The 17,644-nt window shown below is 65.9% G+C and carries 16 protein-coding genes; 7 read left to right on the forward strand and 9 right to left on the reverse strand.

Translation table 11 applies throughout. The features are described 5' to 3' along the window. Nucleotides 1-34 precede the first annotated feature (34 nt). The 4 genes from V6N07_RS08115 to V6N07_RS08130 all read right to left on the reverse strand — a co-directional run bounded on the left by V6N07_RS08115 (nucleotide 35) and on the right by V6N07_RS08130 (nucleotide 2,564). The gene (locus tag V6N07_RS08115; protein ID WP_371155501.1) at nucleotides 35-709 is read right to left on the reverse strand and encodes a hemolysin III family protein; all 675 of its coding nucleotides are present in this window, start codon (nucleotides 707-709) and stop codon (nucleotides 35-37) included. A 52-nt stretch (nucleotides 710-761) separates the two neighbouring features. Continuing rightward, complete coding sequence (locus V6N07_RS08120) at nucleotides 762-1,355, reverse strand: DUF2459 domain-containing protein (protein WP_371155503.1); 594 nt, start codon at nucleotides 1,353-1,355, stop codon at nucleotides 762-764. Between the two features lie 127 nt (nucleotides 1,356-1,482). Beyond that, entirely contained in the window at nucleotides 1,483-2,259 is a 777-nt protein-coding gene (locus tag V6N07_RS08125; RefSeq protein WP_371155505.1) for a MauE/DoxX family redox-associated membrane protein, read from the reverse strand. A gap of 122 nt (nucleotides 2,260-2,381) precedes the next feature. Further along, nucleotides 2,382-2,564, reverse strand: coding sequence for a zinc-finger domain-containing protein (locus tag V6N07_RS08130; RefSeq protein ID WP_371155507.1), 183 nt, complete (start codon nucleotides 2,562-2,564; stop codon nucleotides 2,382-2,384). A gap of 143 nt (nucleotides 2,565-2,707) precedes the next feature. Here V6N07_RS08130 and V6N07_RS08135 point away from each other — a divergent pair, with 143 nt between their 5' ends. Beyond that, nucleotides 2,708-3,640: an ABC transporter ATP-binding protein gene (locus V6N07_RS08135; RefSeq protein ID WP_371155509.1), complete on the forward strand. Its 933-nt coding sequence runs from the start codon at nucleotides 2,708-2,710 to the stop codon at nucleotides 3,638-3,640. 94 nt (nucleotides 3,641-3,734) lie between these two features. Here V6N07_RS08135 and V6N07_RS08140 read toward each other — a convergent pair whose 3' ends face one another. Beyond that, nucleotides 3,735-5,027 carry a cytochrome-c peroxidase gene (locus tag V6N07_RS08140; protein WP_371155511.1) on the reverse strand — a complete coding sequence of 431 codons (1,293 nt, stop codon included), beginning with the start codon at nucleotides 5,025-5,027 and terminating at the stop codon, nucleotides 3,735-3,737. Nucleotides 5,028-5,192: 165 nt separating this feature from the next. On the opposite strand from V6N07_RS08140, the gene typA reads away from it, so the two are divergent. Then, nucleotides 5,193-7,013 (forward strand): translational GTPase TypA, encoded by a 1,821-nt coding sequence (gene typA / locus V6N07_RS08145; protein WP_371156793.1) that lies wholly within the window; start codon nucleotides 5,193-5,195, stop codon nucleotides 7,011-7,013. Between the two features lie 75 nt (nucleotides 7,014-7,088). Here typA and V6N07_RS08150 read toward each other — a convergent pair whose 3' ends face one another. Both V6N07_RS08150 and V6N07_RS08155 read right to left on the reverse strand, forming a co-directional pair. Further along, entirely contained in the window at nucleotides 7,089-9,524 is a 2,436-nt protein-coding gene (locus V6N07_RS08150) for an FAD-dependent oxidoreductase (RefSeq protein WP_371155513.1), read from the reverse strand. A 130-nt stretch (nucleotides 9,525-9,654) separates the two neighbouring features. Beyond that, nucleotides 9,655-10,626: a LysR family transcriptional regulator gene (locus V6N07_RS08155; protein WP_371155514.1), complete on the reverse strand. Its 972-nt coding sequence runs from the start codon at nucleotides 10,624-10,626 to the stop codon at nucleotides 9,655-9,657. Between the two features lie 140 nt (nucleotides 10,627-10,766). On the opposite strand from V6N07_RS08155, the gene V6N07_RS08160 reads away from it, so the two are divergent. From V6N07_RS08160 to V6N07_RS08180, 5 genes are all read left to right on the forward strand, one after another. Further along, complete coding sequence (locus V6N07_RS08160; protein ID WP_371155515.1) at nucleotides 10,767-11,645, forward strand: LysR substrate-binding domain-containing protein; 879 nt, start codon at nucleotides 10,767-10,769, stop codon at nucleotides 11,643-11,645. Between the two features lie 95 nt (nucleotides 11,646-11,740). Further along, on the forward strand, nucleotides 11,741-12,565 hold the full coding sequence (locus tag V6N07_RS08165) for a putative hydro-lyase (RefSeq protein ID WP_371155516.1): 825 nt from the start codon (nucleotides 11,741-11,743) through the stop codon (nucleotides 12,563-12,565). A gap of 61 nt (nucleotides 12,566-12,626) precedes the next feature. Beyond that, nucleotides 12,627-13,655 (forward strand): TRAP transporter substrate-binding protein, encoded by a 1,029-nt coding sequence (locus V6N07_RS08170; protein WP_371155518.1) that lies wholly within the window; start codon nucleotides 12,627-12,629, stop codon nucleotides 13,653-13,655. Then, the gene (locus V6N07_RS08175; RefSeq protein ID WP_371155520.1) at nucleotides 13,652-14,221 is read left to right on the forward strand and encodes a TRAP transporter small permease subunit; all 570 of its coding nucleotides are present in this window, start codon (nucleotides 13,652-13,654) and stop codon (nucleotides 14,219-14,221) included. Before V6N07_RS08170 ends, V6N07_RS08175 begins: the two co-directional genes overlap by 4 nt. Next, nucleotides 14,218-15,501: a TRAP transporter large permease gene (locus tag V6N07_RS08180; RefSeq protein ID WP_371155522.1), complete on the forward strand. Its 1,284-nt coding sequence runs from the start codon at nucleotides 14,218-14,220 to the stop codon at nucleotides 15,499-15,501. The genes V6N07_RS08175 and V6N07_RS08180 overlap by 4 nt, the downstream gene beginning before the upstream one ends. Nucleotides 15,502-15,516: 15 nt before the next feature. Here V6N07_RS08180 and V6N07_RS08185 read toward each other — a convergent pair whose 3' ends face one another. Both V6N07_RS08185 and V6N07_RS08190 read right to left on the reverse strand, forming a co-directional pair. After that, on the reverse strand, nucleotides 15,517-17,004 hold the full coding sequence (locus V6N07_RS08185) for a TRAP transporter large permease (RefSeq protein WP_371155524.1): 1,488 nt from the start codon (nucleotides 17,002-17,004) through the stop codon (nucleotides 15,517-15,519). Beyond that, the gene (locus V6N07_RS08190; RefSeq protein WP_371155525.1) at nucleotides 17,001-17,579 is read right to left on the reverse strand and encodes a TRAP transporter small permease; all 579 of its coding nucleotides are present in this window, start codon (nucleotides 17,577-17,579) and stop codon (nucleotides 17,001-17,003) included. The genes V6N07_RS08185 and V6N07_RS08190 overlap by 4 nt, the downstream gene beginning before the upstream one ends. Between the last annotated feature and the right edge of the window lie 65 nt (nucleotides 17,580-17,644).

A 17,644-nucleotide genomic window follows, 5' to 3' on the forward strand; every position in this document is an offset into this window, starting at 1 on the left:
CATGGATAAGGTGACGGTCAAGTCACGCGTGACGTCAGGTGGCCGTCACCGCGAGGTGCCATGTGATCGCCACGAAATAGACGACAGAGGCGACAACGACAAACCCGTGCCAGATCGCATTGTGAAAACGCATTCTTTCCAGCAGCAGGAACGGGGTGCCGAGGGAATACAGAAGCCCCCCCGCAACCATCAGAAGGAAAACCGGCCATGTCGTCGTGGCGATCACGTCGCCGCCGCCCACCAGAACGGCCCATCCCATGGCCAGTCCTATGCAGACGCTGACCATGCTGGACCGTCGTTTGCGCAGAAAGACCGACACGGCAGCCAGAACCGCGGCCGTCCACATCACCACAAGAAACCAGACGCCCGTTCCCGACAGCAGGGCGAAAGGCGTCACCGTCCCCGCGATCTTGAGGTAGATTGCCGACATGTCCAGCCGGCGCAGCCATTCGGACCATTCGGGGCGATCGATGTGGTTGTACGCCAGTGACGCCGACAGCATCGCGATCAGGGTCGCACCATAGATCGATACGCCCACCAGCCCCATGACATCGCCGCGCCAGACCGCCGTAAGCGTGATCAGAACCGGGACGGCAGCAAGCGCGAGAACAAGCCCCGCAAGGTGAATGACGGCATCGCTGATCAACTCGGCCCGGTCATAGGGGCGCGCCGTTATATCGGCACCGGATGAGGGATCGGTTGGCAACATGACATTCAAGATAGCACGAATTCGGTGAGGAAAAGATTACGTTCTCGTCAGGTCATCCGTCGCCCCCGACCTGATCGGGGGCCAGCCGCGTCAGTGACAGGCGGACTGCGGCAGGTGTCGGCGTCCAGCGGCCGAACGGCAGGCCCGCCGCGCGCAGCATCTCTCCGATCCAGACATTGCACGTCCGCAACAAATGAAATCGCCCGCGCCCGACGAAGAACGCATCCGTCGCCGTAAAGCCCGTATCCGGCACCAACTGTCCGGTGGTCGACCCGACGATGGCCGTCACGAGCGCCGAAACCTGCGCCTCGTTCAGCCGGACCCGCTGCTGCCCCGACAGGTCGAGGGGGCCGAAGGCATCGACACGCAGGACAGAAGCATCCCCCGTCACGGCCCGCCAAACAGGTCCGGGCCGCATGTCCCCATAGCCGCCCGTCGCCGTATAGAACTGCCGTGCGCCCCACCCGACAAGGATCCAATCGGCCCCCGCCACCGGGACACCTGCATCTGCGGCAAAGGCGAAGGCCTGCCGCACATCGGGGGTCGCGGGCAACAGAAAGTCATAATGGATCGCACTGCCGACGAGGTAGATGTCCGTCGTCGGGCCGGATCGTGCCGCGTCGACCTTTGGGCCGGTGACCGTCACCAATGCCCCCAGAAACCCGGCGACGAACCAGCCAAGCAGGCCGACGCAGAGAACCGCCAGCGCCCGGACCGAAAGGATCAGGATGCGCCGCGCGATCAGGCTGTCCTCGGAGCGCAGGCGACGGACCTCACGCGAACAGAAGCACCAGCATGACGATCGACATCGCCATCATCCCGAGGTTTTCGGTCAGGGAAACGGCCCCCAGCGGCACGTTCGACCCACCGCCCACACAGGCGCAGGCCAGCTCCCGCTTGTCGACATAGACCGCCTTGATGACCGATACGGCCCCTATGGTGGCCACGAAAAGGGCCGCCGGCGCGGCGAGCCACGTAAGCAGCATTCCCGTCATCAGGATACCGGCCCCCGTCTCGATCCACGGATAGATATAGGCATAGGGCACCCAACGTCGCGCCAGCAGGTCATAGGACAGGAACCCCGTGGTGAAGCCGTCGATGTCGCGCAGCTTCTGCATGCCCAGCAGGATCATCGAGATCGAGATGAACCAGCCCAGCGTCTGCCACGTCAACGCGCCGACAAACCCGATCGACAGGGCGATCGCGGTGGCCGCGGCGACCGCGAAGAGATAGATCACGGGCCGATAGGTCCGCGCCTTCGGGTCGTGATCGGTGATTGCCGCGCGCAGATCCTGATAGCCGCCGACCCGCTGACCGTCGATCCAGACCTGCGGCGTGGTGGCGACACCATGCAGTTCCTTGAACGCATCGACCTGTGGCCGCGATGTCAGATGACGGTCGTCGACCTCATAGCCCTTGCTGCGCAGCAGGTTCTCGGCCTTGAGCCCCGAAGGACACAGATGCGAGGGCATCACCATGCGATACAGAACGGCCGTTTTGCCCTGCGCAGCGGCGGCAGGTTCGGTCATGAAGGCGGTATCATCCGGCATGCTGTCCTCCATTGCGCGTCCGGTCGGCGTCGGCGCAGCGATCGGTGCCCCACAAGATGGGCCGACACATGCCCGGCTTCAAGCGGGGCAGTCCCGCTGGCCGGTATCCCCGGGCCGGACGGCTAGTGGCCGTCGCCGTCCAGCACGAAGCGCTTGTCGCAGTAGCCGCATTCGACCCAGCCAACCTTGGGATCGATCGAAAGCCAGACGCGGGGATGACCCAGCGCGCCTTCGCCACCATCACAGGCGACACGCGTGACGGTGACGGTTTCAGTCTCGGGGGGCGTATCGTTCGGCTGGGTCATGGCGGGCCTTCCGGGCGTGTCTGCGTTGTCGCCCTTATGCGACAACCGCCGCGGGCCCCGCAAGGGACCTGCGCGCCTGCGCAGGTTGCCTTGCGCGCCTGCCGGCTCTACCTCGCGCGGACCTACCGGAAGGAATGCACCCCATGAGCAATGCCATCGAGATCGAAGGTCTGCGCAAGGTCTATCAGGGCGATGGAAAGACCCCGCCGAAAGAGGCGCTGAAGGGTCTGGACCTGAGCATTCCGACAGGCAGCATCTTCGGCCTGCTGGGGCCGAACGGTGCGGGAAAATCGACCACGATCAACATCCTTGCCGGTCTTGTTCGCAAGACGGCGGGCAAGGTACGCATCTGGGGTTTCGATCAGGACGTGAACCCGCGACAGTCCCGGGCCGCCATCGGTGTCATGCCACAGGAACTGAACCTCGACCCGTTCTTTGCCCCCGCCGCGGCATTGGAGGTGCAGGCCGGCCTCTATGGTGTTCCCAAGCGCGATCGCCGCACGGCGGAGATCCTCGACCTTGTCGGGCTGGCCGACAAGGCCGACGCCTATGCGCGCACCCTGTCCGGCGGGATGCGGCGTCGCCTGCTGCTGGCCAAGGCGCTCGTGCATCATCCGCAGATCCTCGTGCTGGATGAACCCACCGCCGGCGTGGATATCGAGCTGCGCCAGATGCTGTGGCGCAACGTGCGGCGGCTGAACGAAGAGCGCGGGATGACCATCATCCTGACCACCCACTACCTCGAGGAAGCGCAGGAAATGTGCGACGAGATTGCCATCGTCAACCAGGGCGAGCTGGTGATCCGCGACAAGACGTCCAATCTTCTCAACAGGTTGGATGGCAAGACCATGATCATCGTGCCCGAGGGTCCGGCAGACGACATCGCCCTACCCGAGGGGGTCGAGATGGAGCGGCGGGCAGATGGATCGCTGGCGCTGACCTACAACCGCGCGCGTGTTTCGGCAGAGCAATTGCTGGCTGCCGTCCATGCCGCAGGCATCAGCATCCGCGACGTCCGCACCGAGGAGGCGGACCTCGAAGACGTCTTCGTCTCCCTGACCCACAGCGACAGCTGATTTCACATTTCGGGGTAACTCCCGGCCCCGATCTTCACATTTCGGGGTAACTTTCCTGCCACCCCGGCACGGTCGATTCCGACTCGCCGTCGCCTCAACGGTCGACGGGCAGGCCCGAGGGCACGACCTCCGGAACGCCCGCGCGACCGGTCAGGGCGACGGGGTCGGTGAGCGCTTCGAGGAAAGCCATGAGGGCCGTCACATCGGCCTCCGACAGCACTCGGTCCGGCCCGCGGATCGCGGCGGAGATGGCCGTCACCTCCTCCGGGTCGTCGAGGATGCGCCAATCCTCCACCGGCAGCTCGGGCAGGATGACGTCGCGCCGATACGCGCCAAGGGCCGACCGGGGCGCGGCATGGTCGCGCAGGAAATCGCGCAGGTTGCCGTAGGCCCCCGCGTGTCCCCAGGGCCCCGTCTCGGTCACGTTGCGCAAGCTGGGCGTGCGGAAGGCAAAGCGGTCGGCATCGGCGCCGGTCACGCGGGCGCGGCCTTCATCGCGGGCGTGCGTCTCGAACCGGGCGGCCTTGCCCGGCCCCAGCTGCGGCTGGCCGGTGGCGTGGAAATCGTGGTCGGTCTGGAACGGGCCGGAATGGCAGGTCGCACAGCCCGCGGAGCCGTAGAACAGCTCCACCCCGCGCAGGGCGTTGGGATGCATGTCCCCCTCGCCGCGCAGCCACGCGTCGAAGGGCGCAGTGTCGCTGCGCCATTCATGCTCCATGAATGCGGCGATGGCGTCCGAGATGGCGGGGAAGGTGATGTCGCGTCCCGGCATGGCGGCGTCGAACATGGCCACGTAGTCCGGAATTGCGCGCACCCGGTCCGACAACAGGTCCCAGGCCCCGCCGGGGCCGGTGATGATCCCCTGCCGAACGGCGCGGCTGACGTCGTTCTCGCTGTAGTGGCCCGCCATCTCGTCGGGGGAGAGGACCGGGAACATGGTCTGCGCCGACAGAAGGGACGCGAACCCTTCGGTCATTTCCGGCCCCATGGGGGTGCGCAGGCCCGCTGCCGTGTCTTCTATGCGGCCATCGTGGAAGAGGACGGTGAACTCCTTCGCGCCGAGGTTCCACAGGGCGGGCGCGTTGCGGGGAATGCGTTGCTCGGGCGGGTTGTCGGGGTCGGCCACACGTTCGGGGCCGAGGCCGAGGCCGCCCTCGCCCAAGCCCAGCGACAGCCCGTCGCCGGTGCCGAAGGCCGGATGATGGCAGGTGCCGCAGCTGATGTTGCGGTTGCCCGACAGGATCGGGTCCCAGAACAGCAGGCGGCCCAGCGTCACCGTCGCCGGGTCCGTCGTGCGATAGGCGTCGTCGGTCACCGGCGACGGAAACTCCATCGCGGGGGCGGCGGCGGGGGCGGTCAGGGCCAGCAGGGCAAGGATACGCAGCATGCCGCGGACAGAACCACAGGTCGCCGGGTCGCGAAAGACGGCACGTGCGGGAATGGGCGGAAGGCCGCAGGCGGGCGCCAAACCTCTGGCGTTTTCTGCGGGTGCAGTGTAGGCGCGCGGGAATCCTGACATTTCGGGCATCCCATTTTTCGAGGCATGAGCATCATGGACCTTCGCAATATCGCGATCATCGCACACGTCGACCACGGCAAAACGACCCTGGTGGACGAGCTGCTCAAGCAATCCGGCGTCTACCGCGAGAACGAGGCCGTGACCGAACGTGCCATGGACAGCAACGACCTGGAGCGCGAGCGCGGCATCACCATCCTCGCCAAGGCGACCTCCGTCGAATGGAAAGGCATCCGCATCAACATCGTCGACACGCCCGGCCACGCCGACTTCGGCGGCGAGGTGGAGCGGATCCTGTCGATGGTGGATGGCGTGGTCCTGCTGGTGGATGCCGCAGAAGGCCCGATGCCGCAGACCAAGTTCGTGACATCCAAGGCGCTGGCGCTGGGCCTCAAGCCGATCGTCGTGCTCAACAAGGTCGACAAGCCCGATGCGGAGCCCGACCGCGCGCTGGACGAATGCTTCGATCTCTTCGCCTCTCTCGGGGCCGATGACGAGCAATTGGATTTCCCGGTCCTCTATGCCTCCGGTCGCAGCGGCTGGGCGGACACGGAACTCGACGGCCCGCGCGAAAACCTCGACGCGCTGTTCGACCTGATCGTCGATCACGTCGAAACTCCCAAGCAGGTTGTCGACAAGGACAAGCCGTTCCGCATGCTGGCCACCACGCTGGGCGCCGACCCGTTCATCGGGCGCATCCTGACGGGGCGCGTCGAATCGGGCACCCTCAAGACCGGTCAGACCCTGCACGCCCTGTCGCGCACCGGCGACAAGATCGAGCAGTTCCGCGTCACCAAGATCCAGGCGTTCCGGGGCCTTGCCCTGCAACCCATCGAGACGGCCGAAGCAGGCGATATCGTCACCATCGCGGGCATGGCCAAGGCGACGGTTGCCGATACATTGGCCGACACCTCCATCGACGTGCCCCTGCCCGCACAGCCGATCGACCCGCCGACCATCACCGTGACCTTCGGCATCAACGACTCGCCCCTCGCCGGTCGGGAAGGAAAGAAGGTCCAGTCGCGCGTCATCCGTGATCGCCTGATGAAGGAGGCCGAGGTCAACGTCGCCATCAAGATCAGCGACACCCCCGGTGGCGAGGCGTTCGAGGTTGCCGGTCGCGGCGAACTGCAGATGGGCGTGCTGATCGAGAACATGCGCCGCGAAGGCTTCGAGCTTTCCATCTCGCGCCCCCAGGTCCTGTTCCAGGAAGTCGACGGACAGCGGATGGAGCCGGTCGAGGAAGTCACCATCGACGTGGATGACGAATACTCCGGCGTCGTGATCGAAAAGATCACGGGCACCCGCAAGGGCGACCTGGTCGAGATGAAGCAGGCGGGCGCCGGCAAGACGCGCATCATTGCGCACGTCCCGTCGCGCGGCCTGATCGGCTATCACGGCGAATTCCTGACCGACACGCGCGGAACGGGTGTCCTGAACCGCGTGTTCCACGAATGGGCACCGTTCAAGGGCTCCATCCCCGGCCGTCGTCAGGGTGTGCTGATCTCGATGGAGGACGGCGTGTCCGTCGCCTACGCACTGTGGAACCTCGAAGATCGCGGCAAATTCTTCATCGGCTCGCAGGAACAGGTCTATCAGGGCATGATCATCGGCGAGCACAACCGCGACAACGATCTCGAAGTGAACCCGCTGAAGGGCAAGAAGCTGACCAACGTGCGCGCATCGGGCACCGACGAAGCCGTGCGTCTGACCACGCCGATCACCCTGACGCTGGAACAGGCGATCGCCTATATCGACAACGACGAACTGGTCGAGGTGACGCCGCAGTCGATCCGCCTGCGCAAGCGCTTCCTCGACCCGCATGAGCGCAAGCGTCAGTCCCGCGCAGCGGGCTGATTGCCCATTCCGTCGGCGGACCATTCCTGACAGGTCCGCCGACAGGATCGCATCTTGGGTTCGCTGTGCCGGGGATCAGGCGCGCATCCGGTCGTAGCCGGGGTCATAGGGACCGGTGGGGATCACCATGGCCGGCGTCGGCGCGCCGATGACATCCACGGTCAAAGCCGTATCAGGCGCCGCAACCTCGGGATCCACGAAGGCATAGGCAAGGTTCAGGCCCGTCCGGTGGCCCCAATCGCCTGACGTGACGGTCCCCACGATCCTGCCATTCAGACGCACGGACGCCCCGGGATGTGCCGCGGCATGCGTGCAGTCGACGGTCAGCGTCACCAGCTTCTTGCGCGGACCCCGGTCCACCGCATCCAGTAGCGCCGCCTTGCCGACGAAATCCGGCTTTTGCAGTTTGACGAAACGGTCGAGGCCGGTCTCGAACGGGTCGAATTCCGTCAGGATGTCGGCCTTCCAGTGCAGGAAACCCTTTTCAAGGCGCATCGAATCCACCGCGCGCGCACCGAACAGGCGCAGACCGTGGGCTGCGCCCGCGCGGCGCATGGCGGTATAGGCGGCAGCAAGGGATTGGTTTGGCACGTGGATTTCGTAGGCGAGTTCGCCCGAAAAGCTGACGCCCAGCACGGTGACCGGGGCGATGCCGACATGCGCCTCGCGCACCGACAGCCAAGGAAAGGCGTCGCGGGACCAGTCGCCGCGCGCGGCGGCCTGCAACACATCGCGGGCCCTTGGCCCTGCCAGCACGAGGATCGTCTGATCGTTGGTCAGCGACCGGATCTGAACGTCGTCGTCCGGTGTCAGGTGCGTGGTCAGCCAGTCCATGTCGTGAAACTCGGACGCCGCCGCTGACCCGTACCAGACGCGGTCCGGCCCCCGGTCGGAGGCGGGGATGTTGGCGACCGTCGCCTCGGCCTTGAGCATGCCGTGATGGTTCAGAAGGTAGCCGAGGCCGACGCGGCCCGGTTTCTTGGTGACCGCGCCGCAGATCATCCGGTCGAGGAAGGCGTGGACGCCCGTGCCGGTCAGTTCGAAGCGATTGAAGCCGGAGACTTCGGTCAGGCCCACGCCGGTGGCGACGGCCTGCACTTCGGCGGCGACGACGGCCTGCACCTCGTTGAAGCGGAAGCCCAGCGTCTCGTGGAAATCGCGGGTCGGCTTGATAAAGTCGATCCGCTCCCACCCGTTGACGGTGCCCATCTCGGCGCCCTCCGCCTCGAACACCGCCGTCAGGGGGGTCGTCTTCATCGGGCGCCCGGCGGGGCGGTGTTCGTGGGGAAAGTGGAAGCGGAATTCGTTCTGGTAATCCTCGATTGCTTTGAGTGCAGTCAGCTCGACCGTGGCATGGCCGGTGAACCGGCGGGGGTCGAGACCCCAGGTGTCGTATTCGGCCTCACCATGCACGATCTGCTGCGCCAGAAGCCAGCCGTGGCCGCCGCCCTCACCCAGACCGGCGCGCAGACCGATAATGCAGAAGGCGTTCCGCTTGCCGGGGATCGGGCCAACCAGCGGCGCGCCGTCGATGGTGTAGGTGATCGGGCCGTTGACGACCTCGCGGATCCCCGTCTCGGTCAGGCAGGGCATCCGCTCGAACGCGCCTTCCAGCACGTCGGTCACACGGTCCAGATCGTCGGGGCACAGCGCGTTGGTGAAATGCGGGTCGATCCCGTCCATCCCCCAGGTGCGGCAATCCTGTTCGTAGAAGCCCAGCAGCAGGCCGCCCTTTTCCTGACGACAGTAATAATCGCTGATCGGGCAGCGCAGCAGGGGGATGCGGTGACCGGCCTCGGCGATTGCCGGGATGTCCTCGGTCAGGAAATACTGATGCTCCATCGACGCGACGGGGTGCTGCACGCCCATCATCGCGCCGATCTCGTTGCAGCGGTAGCCGCCCGCATTCACGACGATCTCGCACTTTACGTCGCCCTTTTCGGTGTGGACGGTCCATGTCGCATCCGCGTGCTGCGTCAGGCCGGTGACAGGCGTGTGGCGGTTGACCTCCGCCCCCGCAAGGCGCGCACGGCGGGCCAGCGCCTGGCACAATTGCGCGGGGTCGATGTGGCCGTCGCTGCCGTCCCAGAGGCCACCCAGCAGGTTGTCGGTCGAGATCAGGGGATGGCGGCGGGCGCATTCCTCAGCATCCAGCACCTCGAATTCGACGCCCATCCCGGCGGCCATGGAGGCGAAGTGCCGATAGCCGTCCATCTGCGCCTCGGTGTTGGCCAGGCGGATGCCGCCATCGCCGTGGTTGTAGCCGACGGGATACTCGGGATCGTCGCGCAGTTCCTGGTAGAGCTTGATGGAGTGCGATTTCAGGCCGACCATCGTCTGCGTCATGCCGAAGTTCGTGACCTGCGCGGCCGAATGCCACGTCGTGCCGGAGGTCAGCTCATCCCGCTCGATCAGCATGACGTCGGTCCAGCCCTCCTGCGTAAGGTGGTAGAGGGCCGAACACCCGGCGATGCCACCACCGATAATCACCACCCGAGCCTGATCGCGCATCTCTTCGTTCCTCCGGTTGCAGTGATGGGCGCGCCACGGCCCCGGTGGGTATCAGGGCGCAACCAGCGGCCGGGTCAATCGCGGAGGCGGCAGTTTCGATATCTTCGAAACTCTGATTGACGCAATGGCCTCATGGCGCGGGGTCGAGGACGCGAAAGTCGCCCGACAGCCACGGCAGGCCGCCAAGCACGGGGTCGACGGCGCCGCGCTGCGTCAGGTCGCGGATCAGACGGGCGATGGCCTGCGCCACCAGACCTTCCCCATCGGGGCGGGAGACGAGCGCGATGCTCCGTGAGAATGACGGCAGGGGCAGCGGGTGCAACCGCACCTGGCCCTGGAACCGTTCGGTCCGCGCGAACCCGAGGGGCGTCAGGATCGACCAGCCGCCGCCGCTGGCGATGACCGCCATGATCGACTGCGCACTGTCGAAGGCGAAACGGTCCGGCAGGGTGACGCGGTTGCGCGCCAGATGCGCCTCCACCTGCGCGCCGATCATGTGGCCGCGGTTGAAGCGCAGGAAGGGCAGCCCGCCCTGCCCCGCGATCAGGCGTGCCGGATCCTCCGGCAGATCGGCGGGCAGGGCGGCCACGAAGGGATCACGCAGGATGGGGTCCACGCGCAGCCCCGCCCCGGCCCCCGCATCGGTCGAGACGAGCGCCATGTCGAGCGCATCCTGACGCAACAGGGCCGGGGCCTCGTGGCTGATGACCGTGCGGATCGACAGGCGCGCCTGCGGCATCTGTGCGGCGAGGGCGACGGCAAGGTCGGGCGTGACCCGGCTTTCGAAATCCTCGACGATGCCAAGGCGCAGGGAGCGGGCCCCCATCAGCCCACCGATGGCCATGCCGCTGCTGGCGCGGCGCAAGTGGCGCAGCGCTTCGGCCATATGCGGCAAGACCTCCCGTCCTTCGCGGGTCAGGGCGAAGGGCCTGCGCCTGCGGTCCAGAAGGGTTGCGCCCAACTGGTCCTCCAACCGCGCAACCTGGTGCGAGACCGAGGAGATCGACAGCCCCATCTCGGCCGCCGCCGCCTGAACGGAACCGGTGCGTGCGACCCGTTCGAACGCCTCCAGCGATTGCAGCGTCACGCGTGGCAGGGACAAGGACCTATCCTTCGCAGTTGTCACAAAGCGGGAAGTGTCACGGGCGACGCGCCCGCCGTCAACCTTGGGCATGCTGGCCGCGATGGTGCGGACAATGGTGTCGAAGGCCGCTAGGCTGTGCCGACGGATCGGAGGGCGCCATGACGCTGGAACAGTTGCGGACATTTCTCTGGGTCGCCCGCCTTGGCGGGGTGCGGCGGGCCGCCGGGCGCCTGAACCTGTCGCAGCCCGCCGTTTCGAGCCGGATCGCCAACCTCGAGGCGGAGCTGCGCCGACAGTTGTTCGACCGCCAACCGGGCGGCCTGATCCTGACGCGCGAAGGGCAGAGCCTGCTGACCTATGCCGAGCAGATGCTGTTCGTGGAAGAAGAAATCCGCAAGCGTGTCGCCGACCCCGAAGAGGCGACTGGCCTGTTCCGCATCGGGGCCGCCGAGACGATTGCGCAAAGCTGGCTGCCTGCCTTCATCAAGGCGTTCAGCACGACATTTCCCCGCGTGACGCTGGACCTGACGGTCGACATATCGCTCAACCTTCGGTCCGCCCTTCTGGGACGGGGGCTGGACCTCGCCTTCCTGATGGGCCCGGTGTCGGAATTCACTGTCCAGAACGTCACCCTGCCGGATTTCCCGCTCAGCTGGTTCAAGGCGGCGGGCATGGGGCCGGTCGACCTGACCCGGATGCCGGTCATCAGCTATTCGACCAGAACCCGACCCTATCGGGAATTGTCCGAGGCATTGACCCGCACCCACGGACCGGGCGTGCGGATGTATTCCAGCGCGTCCCTTTCGGCCAGTCTGCGGATGATCGCGGCGGGCGTCGCCGTAGGACCCTATCCCGCCGACGTGGCAAACGCAGTCATTCAGGATGGACAGATCGAGGCTTTCGATCCCGGCCTGCCCTGCGCGCCATTGGTCTTCACGGCCTCCTATCTGACGGAACCGCGCAGCCATCTGGCGGAAACCGGCGCGGACCTTGCGCGGGACGTTGCACGCAACTGGCACGATGACCGTGCGAGGTGATCCGGAAAATCGATCACAAGCTATCGAAAATGAAAATTTGTTTGGAAAAGTCCTGCATGCCACGGTGCAGGGACACCCTGCGAAGGTAGCCTGCCATGCTTGCTGAGCCGTTCCGCCATGCCGATCTGCGCGACTTGCCCGCAACGAAGGTGCGAGACGCGATCCGGCGCGGGCGTTACGACCGGCATACGGCAGGCCTCGCGCCCGGCAAGTTGCAGTGCAACCTCGCCATTCTGCCCGCCGCCCATGCCCTCGATTTTCTGCGGTTCTGTCAGCGCAATCCCAAACCCTGCCCGGTGGTCGGGGTTTCCGACACCGGTAATCCGATGATGCCGACGCTCGGGCATGATATCGACATCCGGACGGATGTGCCCCGCTATCGCGTCTTTCGTGACGGCGTATTGACCGAAGAGGTGACGGATATCTCCGCACTGTGGCGGGACGACCTCGTGACCGTGGCGCTTGGCTGTTCGTTCACGTTCGAGAACGCCCTGATGGGTGCGGGCATCCCCGTCCGCCACATCGAGACGGACACCACCGTGCCGATGTATCGCTCCAACATCGACCTCGTGCCCGCGGGCCCCTTTGGTGGCACGATGGTCGTCACGATGCGTCCGATCCACAAGGATCGGGTCGCCGACGCCTGGCGCATTTCTGCGGCCTTTCCGCAGGCGCATGGCGCGCCGATCGGTCAGGGCGATGCCGCCAATTTCGGCATTTCCGACCTTGGTGCCCCGCAATGGGGCGAACCGGTCGAGATTCGGCCGGACGAGGTGCCCGTCTACTGGGCCTGTGGCGTCACCCCGCAGAATGTCCTGCAGGCGGCGAACCTGCCACTGTGTATCACGCACGCACCCGGTCATATGCTGATCGCGGATGTGGCCGAGGATGCGGAGACCACCGTCCTGCCCCCGGCATGACCAATACCAAGACGCCCTGTCACCAAAGGCAGGCGATGAAACCAACAACACGGAGACACCCATGAAACAGACGATTTCCCTGCTTGCCCTTGGCGCGGCCCTTGCCGGTCCTGCCGCGGCCGAAACCCTGTCCGTCGTGGGCAGCTGGTCCAGCCTGCCCCTGAACCAGCAGTATGAGACCCCCTTCTGGACCGAGACGCTGCCCGGTGCCGTGGATGGTCTGGAGGTGGAGTTCACGACCCACAACCAGATGAACCTCGGGCTGGGCGACATCTATCCGCTGCTGGGGCAAGGCGTCTATGACGTGGCGATGACCGTGGCCGATTATGCCGTTGCAGATGCCCCCGAGCTGGAGGGGCTGGACGTGCCGCTGGTGGCGCTGACCGCCGACGAGGCGCGCGGCATGGTCGAAGCGGCCAAGCCCATGGTATCCGACATCTACCGCGACCGGTTCAACGCCGAGGTGCTGGCCATCGCGCCCTATCCGCCGCAGGTCGTGTTCTGCAACCACGAGATCGCGTCGCTGGACGATATGGTCGGTCTGAAGGTGCGGGCATCGGGTCGCATGACCGCCAAGTTGCTGGAGGCTTTGGGTGCCGAGGGCGTGAACGTGTCGTTCTCGGAGGTGCCGGGTGCGCTTCAGAACGGCGTCGTGGATTGCGCCGTGACCGGGGCCGGCTCGGGCTATTCCGCCGGGTGGTGGGAAGTGTCGACCCACCTGCTGCCCCTGCCGCTGGGCGGTTGGGATTCGGTCGTGACGGCCATGAACCTCGACAAGTGGAACAGTCTCGATGCCGCCACGCAGGAGGCGATCAGCGCATCCATCAAGGCCGATTTCGAAGACCCGGCGTGGGCCTCCGCCCAGACGGCACTGGTCGATGACATCGCCTGCCTGACCGGCAACGGCGACTGCCCCGCCGGTGAGGCGCGCGACATGGTGCTGGTCGAGGCCTCGGACGCCGACTTCGAGAAGGCGCGCACGATCCTGACCTCCGAGGTCCTGCCCGAATGGGCCGAGCGCGCGGGCGGCGACTGGGCGCAGCGTTGGAACGACAGCGTGGGGGCCGTCGTCGGCGTCACCATCGAATGAGCGCCGGGGTCCAGACGACGGAGATGATGTGGATCGGACGGCTGCGGCGGTTGAACGCGGGCGTTGCCATCGTGACGGGCGCGATGCTGCTGGCCTGCGCGGGGTTCGTCCTGCTCGACATCATCATGCGGCGTCTGGGCTCCTCCCTCGGGGGAACCGAGGAGATCGCGGGCTATGCCATGGCGATCGCCACGGCTTGGGGCATGTCCTATACATTGCTGGAACTGGGTCATGTCCGCATCGATCTTCTGCGTCAGCGCGGCAGCACCATGGTGCGCGCGCTGGCCGACATCTTTTCTATGATCGTGCTGTCGGGCACGGTCGTCTTCATCGCGGTCAAGTGCTGGCCCGTTCTCGAACGCTCCCTGTCGAACGGCAGCCGCGCGAACACGCCGTTGGAGACACCGCTGGCCTGGGTGCAGGTGCCGTGGTTCGCGGGCTGGGTCTGGTTCGCGGTGATGTCCTGCGTCCTGACCCTGCTGGCCCTGTCGATGGTCGTCCGCGGTCGGTTCGAGGACAGCGAGGCCGCCATCGGCGCCTTTGCCGAACAGGACATGCTGCAATGATCGGGGCCGTCGGTGTCGGTCTGCTTGGCCTGCTCGCCCTGTCGATCCCGGTGGGGATCGTGCTGTTCCTGCTGGGGTTCGGGGTGGACACGTTCTTTTCGGCGTTCCCCCTGTCGCGGGGCCTCGGCAACATGGTGTGGTCGTCCTCGAACTCCGCCACCCTGATCGCCGTGCCGTTCTTCGTCCTGCTGGGCGAACTGCTGGTGCGGTCGGGCGTGGCTGCGCGGACCTACGCCGCGCTGGACCGCTGGGTCAGCTGGCTGCCCGGTGGCCTCGTGCATGCCAACATTGCGACGGCGACGATGTTTTCCGCCACCTCGGGCTCGTCGGTGGCGACTGCCGCGACCGTGGCGACGGTTGCCATGCCGCAGGCCGAAAAGCTGGGCTATGATCCCAAGCTGTTCTCGGGCGCCATCGCCGCCGGGGGCACGCTGGGCATCATGATCCCGCCGTCGATCAACCTGATCGTCTACGGCTTCCTGACGCAGACCTCGATCCCGCGCCTGTTCCTTGCCGGGTTGATCCCCGGCCTGCTGCTGGCGCTGGCGTTCATGGCGGTGGTCGTGGTGATCTGCGCGATCAAGCCGTCCCTCGGCGGGGTGCGGCGGACCTTCCCATTGGCGCAGATGCTGCGCGCGCTTGTCGATCTGGGGCCGATCATCGTGTTGTTCGGCCTGATAGTGGGATCCATCTATCAGGGCTGGGCCACTCCGACCGAGGCCGCCGCCGTCGGCGTCGCAGGCGCCTTCCTGATCGCGGGCGCCTTCGGGGGCATCAGCCTGTCCATGCTGCGCGAGGCACTGCTGGGCACGGTCAAGATCACCGCGATGATCATGCTGATCGTGATCGGCGCGTCCTTCCTGAACTTCACCCTCGCCTCGGCCGGTCTGGGCCGCGAGATCACGGAGTTCATGAACGGCATGGGCCTTGGCCCGCTGGGCACGATCCTCGTGGTCGTGGTCCTCTATATCGTGCTGGGCTTCTTCATCGAGACGCTGTCCCTGATGGTCGTCACCATCCCGATCATCGTGCCTCTGGTGGTCGCACAGGGCTATGACCCGATCTGGTTCGGCATCCTGATGATCGTGCTGATCGAAATGGCGCTGATCACGCCGCCTGTCGGCCTGAACCTGTACGTGGTGCAGGGGGCGCGCCGGTCGGGCACCCTGTCCGAGGTGATGCTGGGCGCCGTGCCTTTCGTGGCGATGATGCTGCTGATGGTTGCGGCCCTGATCGCCCTGCCGGGTCTGGCACTGTGGCTGCCGGAGGCGCTGAACTGAGCGCCCCCGGACCCGTCAGATCAGGAACAGCGTGATCGCCGGGAAGGCCAGCAGAAGGGCGACCCGGACGATGTCGGACGTGATGAAATACAGCACGGCGCGGTATGTCTGGATCATCGGGGTGGTCCGGTCCATCGCGTTGATGACGAACAGGTTCATCCCCACCGGCGGGGTGATCAACCCGACCTCCACCACGATCAGGACGAGGATGCCGAACCAGATCGCCGTCTGCTCCAACGCGGCGCGGTCGGCGACGGATTGCGTGACGCGGATGTCGATTTCCCTTTGCAGGGCGCGCGGGATCTCGGCGCCCGCCGCGATCAGCGCCTCGATCTCCGCCCGCACGTCGGGGGCCAGATCGACCGCCGTGGCAAGGGCGGCGCGCGCCGCGTCATGCTGCATCGTGATCAGGTCGACGAGGCCGAAATCCAGCACCGAGATCACGGGAAAGAAGATCGGCACCGTCAGCAGGATCATCGACAGGCTGTCCATCAGGCAACCGAAGACCAGGTAGAAACACAGGATCACGATCAGCACCGTCATTGGCGCATAACCTTGGGTGACGACCCAATCCGCCATTTCCTGCGGCACCTGCGTCAGGGCGAGGAAGCCGTTGTAGATCGCCGCACCCAGCACGATGAAGAAGATCATTGCCGTGGATCTGGCCGTGACCATGAAGCTGTCGATCAACGTGCGCCCCGTCAGGCCCCCGTTCAGCAAAGCGACCAGCCCGGTGCCCAGCGCGCCGACGGCCGCCGCTTCGGTCGGGGTGAAGATGCCGCCGTAGATGCCGCCAACAACGGCGGTGAAGACGGCCAGAACCGGCCAGACGGCGGCCAGTTGCCGGAACCTCTGCGCCATCGGGATGGGATCGCGCGTGCCCGCCGATGCAGGGTTCATGCGCACATAGACCGAGATGGCGATGACATAGCCCAAGGCCGCGATGATGCCGGGGATGAAAGCGGCGAGGAACAGCTTGGCGATGTTCTGTTCGGTCAGGATGGCATAGATCACCAGCACCACGGACGGCGGGATCAGGATGCCCAGCGTGCCGCCCGCGGCCAGCGTCGCGGTCGAGAACCCGCCGTCATAGCCGTAGCGGCGCAACTCCGGCAGGGCGACGCGCCCCATCGTGGCGGCGGTGGCCAACGACGATCCGCAGATCGCCCCGAACCCCGCACAGGCCCCGATGGCGGCCATGGCCACCCCGCCGCGCCGATGACCGAGGAACCCCTCGGCGGCGCGGAAAAGCGCGCTGGACATCCCGCCCAGCGTCGCGAAATGCCCCATCAGCAGGAACATCGGCACGATCGACAGGGAGTAGCTGGAGAAGGTCGAGTAGGTCTCGTTCTTCAGCCGCGACAGGGCGACCGTATTGCCGTCGGTCACGAGGTAGAGGCCGATCAACCCGGTCACGAACATGGCCAGACCGATCGGCACGCGCAGAAAGATCAGCACGAGAAGGCCGGGAAAGGACCACAGACCGATTTCCACACTGCTCATGACCCGGCCCCTTCGGACGGCAGGATGACGTCGCCGGTGATCAATTCGGCCATCCGCACCAAGGCCACGTAGCAGGCCGTGATCGCGGTGATGACGGCCCCGACCAAGGCCCCCGCATAGGCCCACCAGATCGGAAACTGTATCAGGTAGGATGTCTCGCCATTGCGCATCTTGGCGGATGTCCCCGCCCACAATTGCACCGCGATCAGGATCATTACCGCGGCAAACAGGATGCCCCACACCGCGGCGATTGCACGGTTCGGCGCAACCCCCAGACGATTGGTGAAGATATCGACCGAGGCATGGCCGCCGCGCAATTGGGTGATCGGAAGGAAGGCGAAGATGACGAAGGCCATGCCCGCTTCGACCAGTTCGAAATCCCCCTGGATCGGTCCGATGCCCAAGGCCAGCAGCCAGTTGGACAAGGCGCCCCCCTCCATCATGTCGGAATGCAGAACGCCGTTCAGGAACCGGCCCGTGATCGACAGGCAGGTCATCACGATCAACGCGGTCAGGACCAGCCCCCCAAGTATGGCCATCAGGCGGGCCAAGGCCTCCACGACACGTCCCAGCATGTATCTGCCCCCGTTTCCCGGTACGAACCTTGCGGCCCTATAGACAAAGGGGCCGCACCGGAACA

Origin of the sequence: Jannaschia sp. 2305UL9-9 (assembly GCF_041403465.1) — a bacterium.
In the GTDB taxonomy this organism is placed as follows: domain Bacteria; phylum Pseudomonadota; class Alphaproteobacteria; order Rhodobacterales; family Rhodobacteraceae; genus Jannaschia.

What these genes read in the sequence shown, in the direction of transcription:
- V6N07_RS08150 (WP_371155513.1), bottom strand. Translation starts at nt 9,524, where the DNA reads ATGCGCGATCAGGCTCGGGTGGTGATTATCGGTGGTGGCATCGCCGGG.
- V6N07_RS08125 (WP_371155505.1), bottom strand. Translation starts at nt 2,259, where the DNA reads ATGCCGGATGATACCGCCTTCATGACCGAACCTGCCGCCGCTGCGCAG.
- V6N07_RS08185 (WP_371155524.1), bottom strand. Translation starts at nt 17,004, where the DNA reads ATGAGCAGTGTGGAAATCGGTCTGTGGTCCTTTCCCGGCCTTCTCGTG.
- V6N07_RS08180 (WP_371155522.1), top strand. Translation starts at nt 14,218, where the DNA reads ATGATCGGGGCCGTCGGTGTCGGTCTGCTTGGCCTGCTCGCCCTGTCG.
- V6N07_RS08135 (WP_371155509.1), top strand. Translation starts at nt 2,708, where the DNA reads ATGAGCAATGCCATCGAGATCGAAGGTCTGCGCAAGGTCTATCAGGGC.
- V6N07_RS08190 (WP_371155525.1), bottom strand. Translation starts at nt 17,579, where the DNA reads ATGCTGGGACGTGTCGTGGAGGCCTTGGCCCGCCTGATGGCCATACTT.
- V6N07_RS08140 (WP_371155511.1), bottom strand. Translation starts at nt 5,027, where the DNA reads ATGCTGCGTATCCTTGCCCTGCTGGCCCTGACCGCCCCCGCCGCCGCC.
- V6N07_RS08165 (WP_371155516.1), top strand. Translation starts at nt 11,741, where the DNA reads ATGCTTGCTGAGCCGTTCCGCCATGCCGATCTGCGCGACTTGCCCGCA.
- V6N07_RS08130 (WP_371155507.1), bottom strand. Translation starts at nt 2,564, where the DNA reads ATGACCCAGCCGAACGATACGCCCCCCGAGACTGAAACCGTCACCGTC.
- V6N07_RS08160 (WP_371155515.1), top strand. Translation starts at nt 10,767, where the DNA reads ATGACGCTGGAACAGTTGCGGACATTTCTCTGGGTCGCCCGCCTTGGC.
- V6N07_RS08115 (WP_371155501.1), bottom strand. Translation starts at nt 709, where the DNA reads ATGTTGCCAACCGATCCCTCATCCGGTGCCGATATAACGGCGCGCCCC.
- typA (WP_371156793.1), top strand. Translation starts at nt 5,193, where the DNA reads ATGGACCTTCGCAATATCGCGATCATCGCACACGTCGACCACGGCAAA.
- V6N07_RS08170 (WP_371155518.1), top strand. Translation starts at nt 12,627, where the DNA reads ATGAAACAGACGATTTCCCTGCTTGCCCTTGGCGCGGCCCTTGCCGGT.
- V6N07_RS08175 (WP_371155520.1), top strand. Translation starts at nt 13,652, where the DNA reads ATGAGCGCCGGGGTCCAGACGACGGAGATGATGTGGATCGGACGGCTG.